Source organism: Thermobifida sp. (genome assembly GCF_017577275.1).
Classification (GTDB): Bacteria; Actinomycetota; Actinomycetes; order Streptosporangiales; family Streptosporangiaceae; genus Thermobifida; species Thermobifida fusca.
Window position 1 is genome coordinate 112,702 of the sequence record NZ_PITY01000019.1, and the last position, 17,530, is coordinate 130,231.

The following is a 17,530-nucleotide window of genomic DNA, read 5'->3' on the forward strand; positions in this document are numbered from 1 at the left end:
GAAGGTCACTCAGCGACGGGGGTCGCGGGGGTGGTGCGGCGGCGCTGCCGCATGGCGCGCAGCGCGGGCAGCACCAGAGCCAGCAGGCTTACCGCCAGAATTGCCACGGCGATCGGGCTGGTCAGGATGTTGGACACCCCGCCGATCTCCAAGGCGCGGCGCAGATTGCTCTCGGCAAGCTTGCCGAGCAGGAGGCCGAGCACGACCGGGCCGGCCGGGATGGAGAAACGCCGCATGAACAGGCCGACGAGGCCGAAGAGCAGCATCACGCCGACGTCGAAAATACTGTTGTTGACGGCGTAGGTGCCGACCATGCAGAAGATCAGGATGATCGTCCACAGAAAGTGGCGCGGCAGGTCGAGCAGTTTGGCGACGCTGCGCATGCGGAGCAAGCTCAGTCCGAGGGCCAGCAGCGTGGCCACGATCATGATCCCCGCGATGCTGTAGACCAGTTCAGGGTTCCTGGTGAAGAGTGACGGCCCGGGCTGGATGCCCCAGACGATCATGGAGCCGATCATCACAGCCATCACCGAGTCACCGGGGATACCGAGAGCCAGCGAGGTGGTGGTAGACCCGCCCAAGGTGGCGTTGGAGGCGGTGTCGGCAGCGGTGAGGCCTTCGAGGGATCCTTTGCCGAACTTCTCCGGGTGGGCGGAGACGCGCCGTGCCTGATCCCAGGCGAGAATCCCGGCGATGTCGCCGCCGGTGGCGGGAACTACGCCGACCACACCACCCACTCCGCTGCCCACAGCCAGCGGTTTGAGCATGGTGCGCCAGTCCGCGCGAGTGGGGAACCACTTACCGAACTGGGTGATCGGTGCTGCGCTGCTTCCGGAGCGGTGGGTGATGATCTGGTCGAAGACTTCGGCGATACCGAACAGGCCGATGATGGCGGCGATGAAGGGAACCCCGTCGGACAGTTCTACGAGGCCGAAGGTGAATCGGAGGTCGCCGGTGATCGGGTCACGGCCGACCGCACCGAGGAGGAGCCCGAAGGCACCGGCCATGAGCCCTTTGACGACTCGGCCCCCTGAAACCCCGATCATCATCGTCAAACCGAAGACGACCAGGGCGAACATCTCGGCAGGGCCGAATTGCAGGGCCAGTCGTGACAAGGGGATGGCCGCAAACATCAGCAGGAGGAGGCCGGCGAACGTGCCGACCGCCGAGGCGAACGCTGACGAGGTCAATGCCAGGCCGGCCTTGCCCTGTTGAGCCATCGCATAGCCGTCGAAGGTCGTGGCGATGGAGGCGGGTGTTCCCGGGGTGTTGACCAGGATCGCGGGGACCCGGTCGCCGAAGTTGGAGGACACGTAGATGGTCAGCAGCACCGCCAGACCCGGCAGAGGATCCAAAGTCAGGGTGAAGCCGCTGGCCAACGCGACAGCCATGGTCGCGGTGATACCGGGAAAAGCACCGACCAGCATGCCTAGGACCGCTCCTAGGGCGATGCACGACAGGACGGTGGGGTCCAGCAGCGAGCTGAAGCCTGCAACGAGAGGACTCATCGGATCATCAGGGCCGTCTGCTCCGGTAACGGGCGCGGAGGCAGGCCCTTGCCTCCTCTCGGTGGGTGAGTGGGAGGGGCGGATGGAGCTCCGCCGCAGGGGCGGAGCACACGGTCACGCTGTGGTGGGCGCATCAGATCGGGACTTTCAACAGGACGCCGAACAGCAGGTAGAGGGTGGCGGTGACGATCGCGGGGAAGACGAGTAGCGCCTTCCAGCCCCGGCCACCGCCCAGGTAGACCAGCGCAATGAGCAGTACGGTCGTGGAGACTCGAAAGTCCACGTAGTACCAGAGGACGCCGTAGCCGAGGATCGACAGCAGCATCGCGGTCAGCCGGAGCACCCCAGTGCGGTGGGCTGCTGCAGGACGCTCTGCTGCAGCTGCGGGTCGCGTCAAGGCCAGGACGGCGTGAAGGACGCTGAGCCCCAGCAGGAGGAACGCAAGTCCTTCCGGCCACCAGCGCGGACTGAAACTGGTCAGCCCCGCTTTTTCCGGAATCTCTGCTGCCAGTGCCAGGGCACCGGCGGCTACAGCGATCCCAGCGAGCGCCGGAATCAGTTCACGTACTGGTGAGGCGGGGCGGGCCGCCACAGGGGACGGCCCGCCACTGCCGTGGGGAGGCGAAGCGGCCATGCCGATCAGTCCTGGTCGCTCAGGAGGGCCTTGAAGTTCTGCGCCTCGCTTTCCACGAATGAGGCGAACTCGTCCGCGGGAACATTGACCGGGATGTTGCCGGAGTCCGTGATGACCTTGGTGAATTCCTCAGAAGAGGCAGCGGCTGTGAACGCCTCTTCCAAGGTCTGCTTGATCTCTTCGGGGAGTCCGGCGGGCGCGCCGATGCCGCCCCAGCCGCCCATGGTGAGGTCCACGCCTTCCTCGATCGCGGTGGGCACGCCTTCCAGGCTGGGCGACGGCTCCTCGTCGAAGACAGCGAGGACGCGGAGCTGGCCTTCAGCGTGGGCAGGTGTGGTTTCCGAGATTCCGGCGATGACGGCGTCGACCTCGCCGCCGATGGCGGCGGTCACGGCAGGCGCACCACCGTCGAAGGGAACCGGTTTGAATTCGGTGCCGGTGGCCTCACCCAGGGCCGTGGTCGTGGCTTCCCAAATGGAGCCCGCCCCGGAGTTGGAGACGGTAATGGTTCCTGGGGCTTCCTCAGCGGCCTTGAGCAGGTCGTCGAGGGTCTGGTACGGGCTGTCGGCGGGGACGGCGATAGTCGCGGGGACCGACACCATCTGACCGATCAGATCATAGTTGGCGGGGTCGATGTCGTATCCCTGGAATCCCAGCATGACGGTCTCCACCGGCAGGTAGCCGATGGTGTAGCCGTCGGCGTGGGCCTCGGCCAGGTGCTGCAAGCCCACTGAACCGGCGCCTCCGGTGCGGTTCTCCACGATGATGTTGGTCCCCAGGTGCTGCTCCATCTGGTTGGCGAGCGTGCGGGCAGCCAGGTCAGAAGCGCCGCCAGCCTGGTAGGGGACGATGAGGGTGACGTCTTTGCTGGGGTAGTCCGCGGCGTCCTCAACAGTCGCTCCGCGGTCGGCGCAGCCCGCGACGGTCACGAGGGCGGCCAAGGTGAGCACACCGCTCGCGGTGCGGATGATGGTGGGGCGCATGCCGCCTCCTTTGATGTGACGAGTCACTTTCGTTAACAGTGTTTGCTGATCCGGAGATCCGATGATCGGAGGTATTCACTGGCTGGCCCCTTGTGGGGGCGCTCTCAACGCGGGGGACTGCTACTCCTGTGCTGAAGTGGTCTCCTGGGCTGTGTAAGGCTGACGGAGCCGGCGCCTGGCGTTGTCCAGGTGCTCATGTAGTTCTGCGAACACGGCCTCGGGGTTTCCCTCCTCTATGAGGCGGGCGAGCAGTTCGTGCGCCCTGACTGAGGGGGTGAGGTCCGTGTAGCGCTCATTGGATGCCAACAGCAGCATTTCGATCGTGGGCCGGTATTGAGCCCAGACGTCGCCGAGCCTGCGGTGTTCGGCGACGTCGTAGAAGACCGAGTGAAAACGAAGGTCGGCTGCTGTGAAGGCGGTAGGGTCGTGCTCCTCTGCGGCGCGGCGCATGGCATGCAGTGCACGGTTGAGTCCGGCGACCAGGCTGGCCCGGTCCCGGTCCAGCGCGATGCGGAGTGCCAACCGTTCCATCGCCTCCCGCAAAGAGAACAGTTCGTCGATGTCGGCCCCGCTGAGCCCCACAACTGTGGCGCTGCGGCGGTTGGTATCGATGAGCCCTTCGGCCGCCAGGATCTTGAGGGCGTCGCGGATCGGTCCGCGGCTCAGGTCGAACTGCGCAGCCAGGTGGCTTTCCACGAGAGGGGTGCCTGGAGCGTAGCGGCCAGTGATGATGAGGCGCCGTAGTTCACTGGCGACCTGATCCCCTAGAGCCTGCGGTCTAATGGGCGAGATCTCCGGCATCGTTTCCTTTCGGTTAACCGTTGACAGTTAACAGACTGGCGTGCGATGTGGCGCACGTCAAGTCCGCTGCGTGCGGTTTTTCGCATCTGAACAGGGAAAGTAACGGAAAACGCCGAGGGGCAGGGGTTGTCGTCGGACAGCGAATTTTCTGGCGGGGGATAGCGAGAGGGCATCCACCGCTGTGCACGACACGGCCAAGACGACGACAGCCGCAGGCCCCGCGGGGCCTGCGGCTGGAAGCAGGCAAAGCCAGAGATGGTGGACAGCAGTCAGCTCCGGGTGGGCGGTGCTGTGCTCTCCCGGGCGATGACCTCGCCTTGCACGGGGATCACCCGCGGCTCGTCAGGCGTCTCCCCGTCCAGGGCCAGCCGGGCCGCCTCTTCGCCCATCTTCTCCAAGGGCAGACGCACCGTGGTCAGCGCCGGGGTGAGGTCGCGGAGGGTGGGGATGTCGTCGAAACCTGCCACGGACAGGTCCTCCGGCACTCGCAGCCCCAGATCCCGCAAAGCCGCCATCGCACCGGTGGCCATCACGTCGTTGACCGCGAACAGGCAGGTCGCGTCGGTGCCCGTGGCCATCAGCCGTTTGGTCGACTCATACCCCCCGTCCCGGGTGAACGCGCCGTGCACCACGTTGTGGTAGGCGAGCTCGATCCCCGCGCTCGACAGGGCCGAGTGGAACCCGTCCAGCCGGTCGCGGGCAGCGCACAGGTCGGTGGGGCCAGCCAAGATCGCGAACTTGCGGTGCCCCAGCTCGATGAGGTGGCGGGCCAGCGCGGCAGCGCCGTTGCGGTTGTCGGGCACCACCGTGTCCGCGGGCAGGCCCTCCTGGGAAACGCAGGCGACCCGCCCGCCCTGCCGGGTAAAGATGCGGATCTCGTCAGCGAGTTTGCGGGTGCTCTCCTCGTCGATCGTGCGGCTACCCACCAGGACCACCGCGCGGGCGCGGTGCGCGCGCAAGGTCGAGAGCAGCTGCACCTCGCGTTGCGGAGCGCGTCCGGTCGTGCCCAGCACCACGACGAGACCCTCACCCTCAGCGTGGCGGGTGACTCCAGCGGCGATGCTGGAGAAGTACGGGTCGGCGATGTCGTGCACGATGAGCCCCACCAGCGAGCTGGTGTTGCGGGCCAGTGTCTGTGCTGACGCGTTGGCCAGGTAACCCAGCTCGCGGGCGCTCGCGGTGACGCGCTCCCGGAGTTTCTCACCGACCTGCCGGGTACTTCCGTTGATCACGCGCGACGCGGTTGCCAGGGAGACCCCGGCGTGTTTAGCGACCTGCTCCAGTGTCACGTACCCGGATCCCACCCCGTCGCCCTTTCCCCTGCGTGCCACCAGGAAAACTCTTTCCTTTCTGCTCGTGGGGCGGCGGTGGCGGCTCAGGAGCCCGCACCACCGCCTCCGCCCTGGACGTTCTCCCGAAGTTCAGTACGCCACTGCCTCCTAGCACGCCAGCCTAGGGCCTTGAAGGCAGCGGTTGAACTGAAAGCTGCCTGACTGTCGGCCAGCGTCTCGGCCAGTCCCGCAGTGGTGGGATGGAACTGCGGCAGTAGTTCCCGCAACGGACGAGTGGCCAGCGGGTCCTCGGCGATGGCGTGGAAGACCTGTCCGTTAGCCACCCGCTCCGGATGTTCGAGGATCAGTGCGAACAGTTCGCCTGCATCGCGGGCGTCGATGTAGTTGAACAGCGAGACCGCTGCCAGTTCCGGATTGGCCAGCCGTTCAGCTACGGTGTGCCCCTGCTGGGTGGGAGCGCCCTCCCACTCTTCCGGGGCGATCACGTATCCGGGCCGTACCGTCGCCACCACGCAGTCGCCGCTGGTGCGGGCCACCGCACGCACTGTCTCTTCGATGATGAGCTTGCTCAACCCGTAGGCGTGCCACGGCGCCACCGGGTGTTCCTCATCTAAGGGTAGGTAACGGGGGCGCCAAGAGGGAGTATTATACCCGAAAACAGTGGGACTGGACGCGGCTACTGCGCAGCGCGCCCCGCAGGCGACCGCGTCGGTGAGCACCGCCCAGGCCAGCCGGGTGTTGATGTCGAGGATTTCCAGGTCGGGGCGGGCGAACGGGACCGCGATGCCCGCCAGGTGGACCACGCCTTCCGGACGGGCTTCCGCGAATACGCGGGCGCGGGCGTCGTCGTCAAGCAGGTCCGCGACCACGCCGCGGACCCCGTCAGGGCACGGGCCGTCCACAAGGTCGACGGAGGTGACCTCGTGACCGCGGTCGGCGAGCACCGCGACCACACTGCGGCCGAGCCGTCCCGAACCGCCGGTGACCAGGACACGCATGGATACCGCCTTTCTACCGAAGGTCATGGACGCTTCCGGGCCGCGTCGGCGAGCGCAGCCGGGTCGGGGCAGCCGTCGGCGATGACCGTGGTCACCTGCCGTTCCAGGGTGCTCCCCGCGGGGACGGGGAGCCTGCGGGACCAGGCGAGGGCTGTGCCGACGCCGGGGTATTCCGCGGCCCGCAGGAACCACGGGTCGCGTTCCGGGCCGTCCTGGGTGAACACCAAGGTCCAGGCGCGTCCTTGCGGGGAACGGCCGACCAGCGCCAGCCAGGCGGCGCGGGAGCCGTGCAACTGGTCTTCGGTGTCGAGGCCGGGGCCGAAGACCCGCGGCGGTTCTGCGGCGATCGGGGCCCGCCAGAAGAAGCCGCCGTAGCCGGCCCGGGGACGCCCGTTGGTCGCCGGGCTGCCAATGCTCAGGTCCCGTCCGCTGGTGTTGCACAGCCGGGTGGCGACGTCGAGAGCCCACGCGTCGGGGCTTATCGGACGCGCGGTCCAGGAGCGTTCCTCCCGCAGCAGTTCTGTGCCGTCCGGCGCAGTCCACGACACCAGTTCCACGAGGTGTGCGTCATCGACTGTGATCCAGGACACGTGGCGCTGGCGGCCGTGGTTGTCGAGCATGACGGAGCCGCGGTCCCGGGTGAAGGTGCGGCCACCCCAGAAGCTCACTCCGGACACGTCGGCGACCGCGATGCTGACCCCCAGGTGGTGCCGGTGGTCGTCGGGGTAGACCTCGGTGACGGTGGTCTGGCCGAGGGTGGTGACAGGGTGCAGGTAGGGGCGAGGGGAGAGGGTGGGGGCGACGTCGGAGCCGTCGCAGTAGCGGGCGACGACGGTGCCGCACACCGAGAGGGTTGCTGGAGCTGGGGTCGGATTGGTCACGGGGCCACCTCGGTCATCGATGCCCAGGGGGCGTCGAGTTCGGAGAACAGGGCGATGTGGGAAGCGCTGCGGTGGACAAGCTCGTCGATGCCGGACACGATGCGGCGGGTTCCTTCCGCGGTGACCGACACCTGCTGGGCCGACTCGGGGATGGGACGCGGGTCGGGCGCACACCGGACCGCTTCCAGGACGGTCATGAAGCCGCGCGTGGCCTCGGGCGGGACGAGGAGCGGCACTTCCCGGGTGATGTGGGCTACCAGGTTCTCCATGAGGCCGGTGCGGGGATACACCGTGGTGACGGGGTCGGCGCCGTCCCGGTCGAGAGTGACGCGGTCCAGGGTGTATTCGAAGATGATCCTCCCCGTATCCCCGTGTACTACGAGCTGGGGCGGGCGATGTTCGGCGGCGCACAGGGTGACCGCGATCGAGATTGGCACGCCGGTGGAGGAGCGGAACCGCACGCACGACGTGTCGTCGCTTTCGATGGCGTGGGCGTGGAAGAGCTCCAGTTCGATGGGGCCGGACACGGCCCCCTCAGCGTCGGCGACGGCCAGGGCGGTGATGATGGCGTGCGCGAAGGGGTTGGTGAGGGCCCCGTCGACCACGTCGCGGCCGTCCAGTCGGCGGCGGCCCGCCCACGCGGCGCGCTCGTAGTAGGCCGAGGTGCGGATCCAGGTGCCCGCCCCGCCGATGCCGCGCACGGCGCCGATTGCCCCGTCGGCGATGAGACTGCGCACGGCTGCCACAGCGGAAGAGCCGAGGCTTTGGAAACCCACCTGGCAGGCCAGGCCGGAGAGGGCCACGGCCGTGCACAGCTCCTCGAACTCGGCCAGCGTGGCGGTGGGGGGTTTCTCCACCAGCAGGTGGGAGCCGTGTTCGAGGGCGGTCCGGGCGAGCGGCAGGTGGGTGTGGATGGGGGTGACGAGGATGGTGATCGCGGCGCCGGTGGTGCGCAGCACGTCGGAGAGGTCGGGGGAGTAGGTCACCGACCCGAAGCCGTCCAACAGGGAGGGGGGTACCGGACGGGGGTCGCACACCCCCACCAGCCTGACAATCCCTTGTTCGCTGAGGCGCTGCAGGGTGCGCAGGTGGGAGCGGCCGTGCCCGTGCACGCCGGCGAGGACGACCGGGATGGGGAGGGTGGGGGTCATCGCGGCATCACCCGAGGTCCGCGAAGGGGAATCGGCCTGGGGTGTGTGGCGGTGACGGTGTTCACGACATCGACTCCCTTGGCTGCTATCGTCAATGGAAAGCGCTTGCCCAATGTAGGCGGCGCCGGAATGCCATGTCAACGAGAGGACGTGCAACCGCCCATGGCAGACGTCGTCAGCATCGACCCACGCACCGGCACGCCCGTGGAGACCGTGGCCGCCACCACCGGCGACGCCGAGGTGGATGCGCTGTGCCGGGCCGCCGCGCAGGCCGCCCCCGTCCTAGCCGCCATGTCCCGCGCTGAGCGGGCCGCGCTGCTGCGCGCTGTAGCCCAGGCCTTGGAGGCGGAGCGCGCGGCCATCGTCACGGTCGCCGACCGGGAGACCGCGCTGGGCGAAACCCGCCTCAATGGTGAACTCACCCGCACCTGCTTCCAGTTCGAGCAGTTCGCCGCCGCCCTCGAAGAAGGCTCCTACCTGGAAGCCACGATCGACCACGCAGCGGACACCCCCATGGGGCCCCGCCCCGACCTGCGGCGTATGCTCGTGCCCCTCGGCCCGGTCGCGGTCTTCGGCGCCAGCAACTTCCCGCTCGCCTTCTCCGTGCCCGGTGGGGACACCGCCTCGGCGCTCGCCGCGGGCTGCCCGGTGGTGGTGAAAGCACATTCCTCCCACCCGGCGACGTCGAAGCTCTGCTACGACATCATGGTCCGCGCCCTGCGGGAGGCCGGGGCCCCCGACGGTGTCCTCGGCATCGTCTACGGGCAGCAGGCCGGGGCCGCCCTGGTACGTCATCCCGTGATCCGGGCCGTGGGCTTCACCGGATCGCTCCGCGGCGGGCGGTTCCTCTTCGACCTCGCCTCCTCTCGCCCCGACCCCATCCCCTTCTACGGCGAGCTCGGCAGTATCAACCCGCTCGTCGTCACCCCGGCAGCGGCTGCCGCCCGGGCACAGCAGATCGCCGAAGGAATTGTGGGCTCCTTCACCCTGGGCGCGGGCCAGTTCTGCACGAAGCCGGGGCTGGTCTTCCTCCCCGACGATGCGGCAGGAAAACAGGTGGGCGAGGCTATTGCCGCGGCCGTAGCCGAGCGGCAGCCCGTGGTGCTGCTCAACGCCGCGATCCAGCGAGACTACCTGGCCCGCTGGGAGCAGACCGCCGACGACCCCGCGGTGCGCCGCCGTGCCGAAGGCGCCCCCGCCGACTCCGCCGGCTGGAGCGTGCCGGTGCGGCTGCTGGAGACGAGCGCCGAAGAGCTCACCGTCGCCGCCACCGAGGAGTGCTTCGGCCCCGTGACCGTGCTCGTCACCTACCGCGGTCTCGACGACCTGCGCGCGGCCCTGGCGAAGGTGCCGGACTCGCTCACCGCCACCCTCATCGCCGAAGACGACGAGGAGTTCGCCGACGAGGTGGCGCCGGTACTGCGCGCTATGGCCGGCCGCCTGGTCTACAACGGCTACCCCACGGGAGTGGCGGTGAGCTGGGCGATGACCCACGGCGGGGTGTGGCCTGCGACGACCAACGCGCTGCACACTTCGGTGGGCATGACCGCGATGCGCCGCTTCCTGAAGCCGGTGACCTGGCAGAACGCTCCGCAGCGGCTGCTTCCCGACGAACTGCGGGACCACCCGGAACACCCGGTGCCGCGCCGGGTGAACGGCCGCCTGGTGCTGCCGGAGCACTAAAGGGGCGCTGCGCAGTGCCCAGGGCTGCTCGGCACCTCGCCGGGCAGCCCTGGAGGCGCTGTCCCGGATGAAATGAGCGGCCGACAGGCGAGGCGCCCCCGGCGGCGGCCACTTCCACCGGGGGCGCAGGGATCCCGCGCCTCAGGAGGGGACAGCGGCGCGGGACTCTCGGGTGCGGGCTAGTCGTGCAGGAGCGTGTCCACCACCACGGGGGCGCCCGTCTCCATCGACTTGTTGGCGGCAAGCCCGGTGAGCAGGGCATAGGCGCCGTCGTTGTGGTCGGGACGGATACCGTCGTCTCCGCCGCCGAACAGCGAGTCGAGCATGCGGATGTCGCCGCCGCCGTGCGAGCCTTCGCCGACCGCGACGGGGATGTTCTGCGGCGGCTCCCAGTGGGGGCGCAGGGTCAAGGTGGCAGTGGTGTTCTCCTTGGGGGCGGGCATGCCCCGTACCGGTGTGGTCTCGTCCTGGTGCGGCGAGGTCCACGGGGATTCGGTGACGTCAAGCTCGAGGCGGCCCCGGCTGCCGGTGATCGCGAGTCGGTAGCCCTCCCAGGGGGCGTAGGCCACCAGGTGGTAGGTGAGCTTGACTCCCGAGGCGTAGCGCACCAGCACCGACATGTCGTCTTCGATGGTGATGCCGGGGCCGAAGACGTTGAGGTCGCGCCGGTAGCCGTCCTCGTGCTCAGCGTCCAGGTAGAGCTTGGTGAGGTCCGCACTGTCGCGCAGGTGGAGGGCGAACGGGTCGTTTTCGGCCGCGGGGCTGTTGTGGGCGCGCTCGTAGTCGGCGGCTACCCCGTGGCGGCGGCCGTTCTCCGGCCCGTAGAAGAACAGGTCGCCCCAGGCGAAGACTTCGGTGGGACGGGAGCCGATCCACCAGTTGACGAGGTCGAAGTGGTGGCTGGCCTTGTGCACTAGCAGGCCGCCGGAGTTGTGCTTGTCCCGGTGCCAGCGGCGGAAGTAGTCGGCCCCGTGGCGCAGGTCGAGCAGCCATTCGAAGTGGACAGAGCCGATCTCTCCGATAACGCCGGAGCGCAGCAGGGTGTGCAGTTGGCGGTGGACCGGGTTGTAGCGGTAGTTGAAGCCGACGGTGACCCGACCGCCGGTGCGCTCCTGGGCGGCGTAGATGCGGCGGCAGCCCTCAAGGTCGGCGGTCATCGGTTTTTCCGTGATGACGTCGCGGCCCGCGTCCAGGGCGGCCACGATGTAGTCGGCGTGCAGCCGGTCCACGGTGCACACGATCACCTCGTCGACCGCCTCAGCGTCGAGCATCCGGGTGAAGTCGTCGGGGTGGTAGGTGGGGACCGGGTCGTATCCTGCCTGCGTGACGATTTCGTTATGCACGGCCATCCGGGTGCGGTTGGGGTCGCATAGGGCGACAAGACGGCCGCGGTCGGCATGGGTGGTGACCAGGGCACGGGTGTACATCCGGGCGCGTGACCCGGTGCCCACGATCGCGTAGCGGCGTGGTGCGGGAGAGGGTTCGACTCCTGGCTGTGGTGTGTGTTCGTTCACGCTCCATATGGTAAACGCTTTCCATGACTCTGTGCAGAGGGAGGTGGGAGAAGTGCGGCAGAACCCCGGATTCCTGCGGGAAACCCCCTCTTCACGATGGTTCTCGGTTTTCCAGGTAGGGATACCGCTTACCTCGACCGGGAGGTCGAAAAGGGCTGGCGCGGGGATGCGGGGCACGGAGTGTGCTGAGATGGTTTCTCACCGCTGCACACGCGTCCGATCAGGGATTTTGCTGAACATCCGAGGAAAAGAGGAGTTTTTCTGTTGGTCAAATCGTTGACACCCTCGTCACCCGGTGCTAGAAACTGAACACCATACCTTATGGATAGCGCTTACCAAGCTCGCTGCAGGATAATCCCAGAGTGGTTTTCTGCACGTTCGTCCCAGAGCACGTTCAGCCAGTAGATGGGCGGTTCCACGTTATGAACCCAGACCTGGTCACCGGATCTACCGCCGTGCCGGGGGCGGGTTACCTGGACGGTGAGGCGCCATGAGCGCGCTGCTGCAGCGGCGTCCCGTCACGTCCGGGTCACCTCCCTCCGCCGCACCAGCCACACCTCCGCAGCCGAAGCCGCGCCGTTGGGCTCCCCGCAAACTCCGCGAGACGCTCACGGCCTACGGCTTCCTCCTACCCTGGTTCATCGGGCTCTTCTGCATCACGCTCGGGCCGATCCTCGCCTCGCTGTACTTCTCCTTCACCGACTACAGCCTCATCGGCGAGCCCTCCTGGGTCGGTCTGGACAACTACCGGAGGATGCTCGACGACGAGCGGCTGCACACCTCGATGAAGGTCACCTTCATCTACGTCTTCGTCTCGGTGCCGCTCCAGCTCGCCCTGGCCCTGGCCCTGGCGCTCGTGCTGGACCGGGGAGTGCGTGGCCTGTCGATCTACCGCTCGGTGTACTACCTGCCGTCCCTGCTCGGCGGCAGCGTCGCCATCGCGATCCTGTGGCGGCAGATCTTCGGCGCCAACGGCCTGATCAACCAGATTCTCGGGTTCTTCGGAATCCAAGGGGAAGGATGGGTCTCCCACCCCGACTACGCGCTGGGCACCCTCGTGGTCCTGAACGTGTGGACGTTCGGCGCGCCCATGGTGATCTTCCTCGCCGGCCTGCGGCAGATCCCCACCATGTACTACGAAGCCGCTGCCGTGGACGGAGCCGGGCCCGTGCGCCGGTTCTTCACCATCACGATCCCCCTGCTCACCCCGATCATCTTCTTCAATCTTGTGCTGCAGATGATCAACGCCTTCCAGACGTTCACCCAGGCGTTCATCGTCAGCGGCGGCACGGGGGGACCGAGCGACTCCACCCTCTTCTACACGCTCTACCTGTACCAGAAGGGCTTCGGCGCCTTCGACATGGGCTACGCCTCGGCGATGGCCTGGCTGCTGCTGATGATCATCGGCGGGTTCACCGCAGTGAACTTCATCGCCTCCAAGTACTGGGTCTTCTATGGTGACTAAGACAACCGCGACTGCCACGGGACAGAAGAAGGCGCGCAACGAGCGGATCCGCCGCCTCCTCATCCACGCAGGGCTGGTCGCCTTCGGCGTAGTGATGCTCTACCCCCTGCTGTGGATGCTCTCCAGCTCGTTCAAACCGACCGAGGAGATCTTCCGCGACCCCAGTCTGATTCCCAGCACCTTCATGCCGGGGAACTACACCGAAGGCTGGACCGCACTCCAGCATCCCTTCCACCACTACCTGCTCAACTCGGCGATCGTGGTGGCCGGGGCGATCATCGGCAACCTCCTCGGCTGCTCCATGGCCGCCTACGCCTTCGCCAGGCTGGAGTTCTTCGGCAAGAAGCTGTTCTTCGCCATCATGCTGATGACGATCATGCTGCCGATCCACGTCGTGATCGTCCCGCAGTACATCCTGTTCGCCAAGCTGGACTGGATCAACACGTTCTACCCGCTGATCGTCCCCAAACTGCTGGCGACCGACGGCTTCTTCGTCTTCCTCATGGTCCAGTTCATCCGCGGCCTGCCCCGGGACCTCGACGAGGCGGCACGCATCGACGGGTGCGGGCATGTGCGGATCTTCCTGCAGGTGATCCTGCCGTTGTCCATGCCGGCCCTGGCGACCACGGCGATCTTCACCTTCATCTGGACGTGGAACGACTTCTTCAGCCAGTTGATCTTCCTCACCGACCCGAACATGTACACCGTCCCCGTGGCGCTGCGCACGTTCGTGGACTCCACGAGCCAGACCTCCTGGGGCCCGCTGTTCGCGATGTCGATCGTCGCCCTCGGTCCGGTCTTCGGCTTCTTCCTCGCAGGTCAGCGGTATCTCGTCAGAGGCATCGCCACCACCGGGATCAAATAAGTGAAGGGAACAGTGACGATGAGAGCAGAATCCCCCAGCGGACGCCCCTCAGTCCGCCTCCGCTCCCGGACCCTCCCTCTGGCCGCAGCCCTCACCGCGCTCACCATGGTCGTGAGCGGCTGCGGCGGCCAGGGTGGCGACAGCGCGGACGGTGTTGTCGAACTCCGGTTTTCCTGGTGGGGGTCGGATGAACGCCATGCGATGACCCAGGAGGTCATCGAACTGTTCGAGGAGCAGAACCCCGGGATCAAGATCGTCGGCGAGTACACCGACTGGGCATCCTATTGGGACAAGCTCGCCACCACGACCGCGGCGGGAGACGCCCCCGACATCATCACCCAGGAAGAGCGCTACCTGCGCGAGTATGCGGAGCGGGGTGCACTGCTCGACCTGTCCCAGTTGGACGGCCTGGACCTGTCCAAGATCGACCCGCTGGTCGCGGAGAGCGGCGACCTCGACGGCGCCACCTACGGGGTGGCGACCGGCGTCAACGCCTATGCGATCCTCGCTGACCCGCAGGCGTTCGCCGACGCCGGCGTGGACATGCCGGACGACGACACGTGGACGTGGGACGACTACGTCAAGATTGCCGCGGAGATCAGCGAGAAGAGCAACGGCGAGATCGTCGGCACCCAGGCCATGGGCTACAACGAGACCGGGTTCGCGATCTTCGCCCGCCAGCACGGCGAGTCCCTCTACACCGAGGACGGCAAGCTCGGCTTCTCCAAGAAGACCCTGGAGAAGTGGTTCCAGTACACGGTCGATCTTCTGGAGAGCGGAGCGCAGCCGGGCGCGTCCGAGAGCGTAGAGATTGAGGCTGGCGGCCCCGACCAGTCGGTCCTCGCCACCAACAAGGGCGCCATGGCGCACTTCTGGACCAACCAGCTCGGCGCGATCAGCGCTTCCTCGGGCCGGGAGATCGAACTGCTCCGCTACCCCGGGGAGACCGAGCACGAACGCACCGGCATGTACTTCAAGCCGGCCATGTACTACTCCATTTCCGCGGGCACCGAGCACCCGGAGGAGGCCGCCAAGTTCGTCGACTTCCTGCTCAACAGCGAGGAGGCCGCCGCGATCCTGCTTGCCGACCGGGGCCTGCCCGCCAACGTGGAGGTCCGCGAGTCGATCGTGGACGCGCTGCCTGAAGCGGACCGCCGCAGCGCCGAGTTCCTCGCCGAGATCGAAGGCACGATCGTCGACGGCAACCCGCCGCCGCCCATCGGCGCTGGCCAGGTGGTCGACATCATCAAGCGCATCAACGACGACCTGATGTTCGGCCGGCTCACCCCGGCGGAGGCCGCGGACCGCTTCATCAAGGAAGTGGAAGACGCCACCAAGGCCTCTTAAGCCACTCCCTCCTCACTCCCTCCCCATGAGCGGGCCCGCCGCGTTCCTCCCACGCGGCGGGCCCGCACGTGTCCGGGCGGGGCCCTGCCCTCCGCCGAGGGCCGGACGCGCTCAGAGCACCTCTTCGAGCCGTTCAGCCAGGTCGTCGGAGAGCAGGCGCGAATAGGTGGCCGTGATGTGGTGGCTGTCCCGGTAGACGAGGACGTTGCCGATCACCGCCGGGCAGATGTCGTCCAGGCAGAAGCGGTCGCTCAAGTCCACGATCGGCGTGTCCACGTCGCCCTCCTCAGCCGCAATGACCTGCGGGTCCTCGCCGTTGAGCGCGCTGTCCCGCTCCCGGACGCAGGCTTCGACGTCCGGACTGTGCAGGTCGATGCACTCCACGATCCGGCTGCGGGTGGTGGGAGTGTCGCGCAGGGCCACCACGGTGATGCCCGCCTCGTCCAGAAGCTGCCACAGCGCGGACATGCCTTCGGCCACCGCGCGCCGGGCTTCCTCCTCATCGCCGTCCATGCCGTAGGGGGTCGCCTTGGCCCGCGAACTGGTGATCACGAAGTCCGGATCGAGTTTGTGCAGTTCGGAGAGGACGTTCTCGGTCCACAACTGGCACTGGGTGTAGGGGGTCTCCTCCCCGGGGCGGACGAGCAGGGTCGCGGTGAACGCACACGAAGACTTGGTGAACGTGTACAGCTGCCAGTCGCGGTCCTCAGCGATCTCCTGCAGTGCCGGGGACCAGTGGGCGGCGTGCGAGTCGCCCACCAGCGCCACCGTGGTCTCAGCGTCGTCAGGACCGTAGACGCACGGGGAGGGAAAGGTGTCCTCCTCCGAGGACTGGCAGCCGTCCTCGTACAGGTCGGGCAGGTCGTCTTCGGCGGTCAGCACCGAGGGGTAGGGCGGGGCGGTGAGCTCCTCAGGCCGGTCCTCCTCGTCCAGGGCCTGCGGCCCGAGGTGGACCTCCGGGTTGAATTCGACGGAGCGGATCTGCTGGACGTGGGAGTTGATGCCCCACGCGGTCCCGGACACCACGATGATCCCGGACAGTGCGAACGCCAGTGCGGTGCGTCCGGTGCTGAGGAGGCCGCGCATGCGGATCGGGTCCTCCACCGTGATCTTCGTCAGCCAGGCGAGGAGGATGGAGAGGGCACCCAGGGCGACGGCGGTCCCGAAGGACAGCTCTGTCTCGTTGAACATGCCCAAAGCAATCACAATGAGCGGCCAGTGCCACAGGTAGAGGGCATAGGAGATGTCGCCGATGAACCGGGCGGGGCGGGTGCTCAGCAGCTGCCCGGCGCTGTAGCGGCTCCTGCCTTCCCCCGCGGCGATCACCGCGGCCGCGCCCAGGACCGGCAGGGCAGCGGCGTACCCGGGGAACGCGGTGTGCTCGTTGTAGTAGACCGCGGCCACGCCGATGGCGACCAGGCCGGCCCATCCCACGGGGTCGCGCAGCCGGTCAGGCAGGTTCCACCGGGCGAGGACGACTGCTAGCAGGCCGCCTGCGGCCAGCTCCCACATCCGGGTGAAGGGGACGAAGTAGGCGGAGGTGGGGTCGGTCTGTGTCATCACCACCGAGCAGATCAGGGAGGCGGTGATGATCACGGTGATGGCGCCGCCCAGGACGAGTTCACGGCGCTGTTCGGAGAGGCGGGAGCGCAGCGCTGCCCAGCCCACGAACAGGAGCGGCCACACCAGGTAGAACTGCTCTTCCACCGCCAGGGACCAGAAGTGCTGGACCGGGCTGGGCGCTTCCTCCGCAGCCAGGTAGTCCACGGTCTGCGCGGCCAGCACGAAGTTTTCGATGTAGGCGGCGCTGGCAGCGAGTTCCAGCGCGGCCTGCTCCAGACGGGTGACGGGAAGCAGGAGGACCGTGGCGATCCCGGTGGCCAGGAGCACGAGGGTGGCCGCGGGCAGGATGCGGCGGACCCGGCGGATGTAGAACTGGCTGACCGAGATCCTGCCGTGGTCGTGGACCTCACGTAGCAGGAGGGAGGTGATGAGGAAACCGGAGATGACGAAGAAGACGTCGACTCCGACGTAGCCGCCAGGGAGGACGGCGGCGTTGAGGTGGTAGACGAGTACTAAGAGTACGGCTACCGCGCGCAGCCCTTGCACCTCGGGCAGGAAGCGCCGGGGCATCGGACGGGAGGGGCATGCACGTGGAGGCACGGCGGGGGCATCCACTGACACGAGGTATCGCTCCAAGCGTCGGTCGGAAGCAGGGGCCAGTACCTGAGACGGTCTCCGCGTCGCGTAGCAGAACGTACTCGGAGAACAAGATCCTCTCAGAGTATGTTCAGAAAACTCTCATACATTACTCAGAAACGCACATCGGGGGTGGGGTATAGAGACGCGCCGACCCGGGTGGTGGACCATGTCACATGGGCCCCACCCGGGTCGGCGCACGCAGCCCT

General features: G+C 67.5%; 14 protein-coding genes. 4 read left to right on the plus strand and 10 right to left on the minus strand.

Annotation, left to right across the window (positions count from 1 at the left end; genetic code table 11):
* Positions 1 to 5: 5 nt before the first annotated feature.
* The 8 genes from CW348_RS04665 to CW348_RS04700 all read right to left on the minus strand — a co-directional run bounded on the left by CW348_RS04665 (position 6) and on the right by CW348_RS04700 (position 8,248).
* The gene (locus tag CW348_RS04665) at positions 6 to 1,508 is read right to left on the minus strand and encodes a tripartite tricarboxylate transporter permease (protein ID WP_011292140.1); all 1,503 of its coding nucleotides are present in this window, start codon (positions 1,506 to 1,508) and stop codon (positions 6 to 8) included.
* 133 nt (positions 1,509 to 1,641) lie between these two features.
* Complete coding sequence (locus tag CW348_RS04670) at positions 1,642 to 2,142, minus strand: tripartite tricarboxylate transporter TctB family protein (protein ID WP_011292139.1); 501 nt, start codon at positions 2,140 to 2,142, stop codon at positions 1,642 to 1,644.
* A 5-nt stretch (positions 2,143 to 2,147) separates the two neighbouring features.
* Complete coding sequence (locus tag CW348_RS04675; RefSeq protein ID WP_011292138.1) at positions 2,148 to 3,125, minus strand: tripartite tricarboxylate transporter substrate binding protein; 978 nt, start codon at positions 3,123 to 3,125, stop codon at positions 2,148 to 2,150.
* A 120-nt stretch (positions 3,126 to 3,245) separates the two neighbouring features.
* On the minus strand, positions 3,246 to 3,926 hold the full coding sequence (locus CW348_RS04680) for a GntR family transcriptional regulator (RefSeq protein ID WP_011292137.1): 681 nt from the start codon (positions 3,924 to 3,926) through the stop codon (positions 3,246 to 3,248).
* A gap of 269 nt (positions 3,927 to 4,195) precedes the next feature.
* Positions 4,196 to 5,230, minus strand: a complete 1,035-nt coding sequence (locus CW348_RS04685) for a LacI family DNA-binding transcriptional regulator (RefSeq protein ID WP_011292136.1) — start codon at positions 5,228 to 5,230, stop codon at positions 4,196 to 4,198.
* 71 nt (positions 5,231 to 5,301) lie between these two features.
* Entirely contained in the window at positions 5,302 to 6,216 is a 915-nt protein-coding gene (locus tag CW348_RS04690) for an NAD(P)-dependent oxidoreductase (protein ID WP_016188785.1), read from the minus strand.
* 23 nt (positions 6,217 to 6,239) lie between these two features.
* Entirely contained in the window at positions 6,240 to 7,097 is an 858-nt protein-coding gene (locus CW348_RS04695) for a PmoA family protein (protein WP_104612712.1), read from the minus strand.
* Positions 7,094 to 8,248, minus strand: coding sequence for a Gfo/Idh/MocA family protein (locus tag CW348_RS04700; RefSeq protein ID WP_104612711.1), 1,155 nt, complete (start codon positions 8,246 to 8,248; stop codon positions 7,094 to 7,096). Before CW348_RS04700 ends, CW348_RS04695 begins: the two co-directional genes overlap by 4 nt.
* A gap of 162 nt (positions 8,249 to 8,410) precedes the next feature.
* Here CW348_RS04700 and CW348_RS04705 point away from each other — a divergent pair, with 162 nt between their 5' ends.
* Positions 8,411 to 9,931 carry an aldehyde dehydrogenase (NADP(+)) gene (locus CW348_RS04705; protein WP_104612710.1) on the plus strand — a complete coding sequence of 507 codons (1,521 nt, stop codon included), beginning with the start codon at positions 8,411 to 8,413 and terminating at the stop codon, positions 9,929 to 9,931.
* 179 nt (positions 9,932 to 10,110) lie between these two features.
* Here the strand turns inward: CW348_RS04705 and CW348_RS04710 are convergent, their stop codons facing one another.
* Entirely contained in the window at positions 10,111 to 11,445 is a 1,335-nt protein-coding gene (locus CW348_RS04710; protein ID WP_011292131.1) for a Gfo/Idh/MocA family protein, read from the minus strand.
* A gap of 490 nt (positions 11,446 to 11,935) precedes the next feature.
* On the opposite strand from CW348_RS04710, the gene CW348_RS04715 reads away from it, so the two are divergent.
* The 3 genes from CW348_RS04715 to CW348_RS04725 are packed head-to-tail and all read left to right on the plus strand — an operon-like array spanning position 11,936 to position 15,122.
* Positions 11,936 to 12,910, plus strand: coding sequence for a carbohydrate ABC transporter permease (locus tag CW348_RS04715; protein ID WP_011292130.1), 975 nt, complete (start codon positions 11,936 to 11,938; stop codon positions 12,908 to 12,910).
* A complete protein-coding gene (locus tag CW348_RS04720; protein ID WP_061783680.1) occupies positions 12,900 to 13,775 on the plus strand; it encodes a carbohydrate ABC transporter permease in 876 nt (291 codons plus the stop codon). Before CW348_RS04715 ends, CW348_RS04720 begins: the two co-directional genes overlap by 11 nt.
* An 18-nt stretch (positions 13,776 to 13,793) precedes the next feature.
* On the plus strand, positions 13,794 to 15,122 hold the full coding sequence (locus tag CW348_RS04725) for an ABC transporter substrate-binding protein (RefSeq protein WP_011292128.1): 1,329 nt from the start codon (positions 13,794 to 13,796) through the stop codon (positions 15,120 to 15,122).
* Positions 15,123 to 15,233: 111 nt separating this feature from the next.
* Here the strand turns inward: CW348_RS04725 and CW348_RS04730 are convergent, their stop codons facing one another.
* Positions 15,234 to 17,255 (minus strand): acyltransferase family protein, encoded by a 2,022-nt coding sequence (locus CW348_RS04730; RefSeq protein ID WP_016188779.1) that lies wholly within the window; start codon positions 17,253 to 17,255, stop codon positions 15,234 to 15,236.
* Between the last annotated feature and the right edge of the window lie 275 nt (positions 17,256 to 17,530).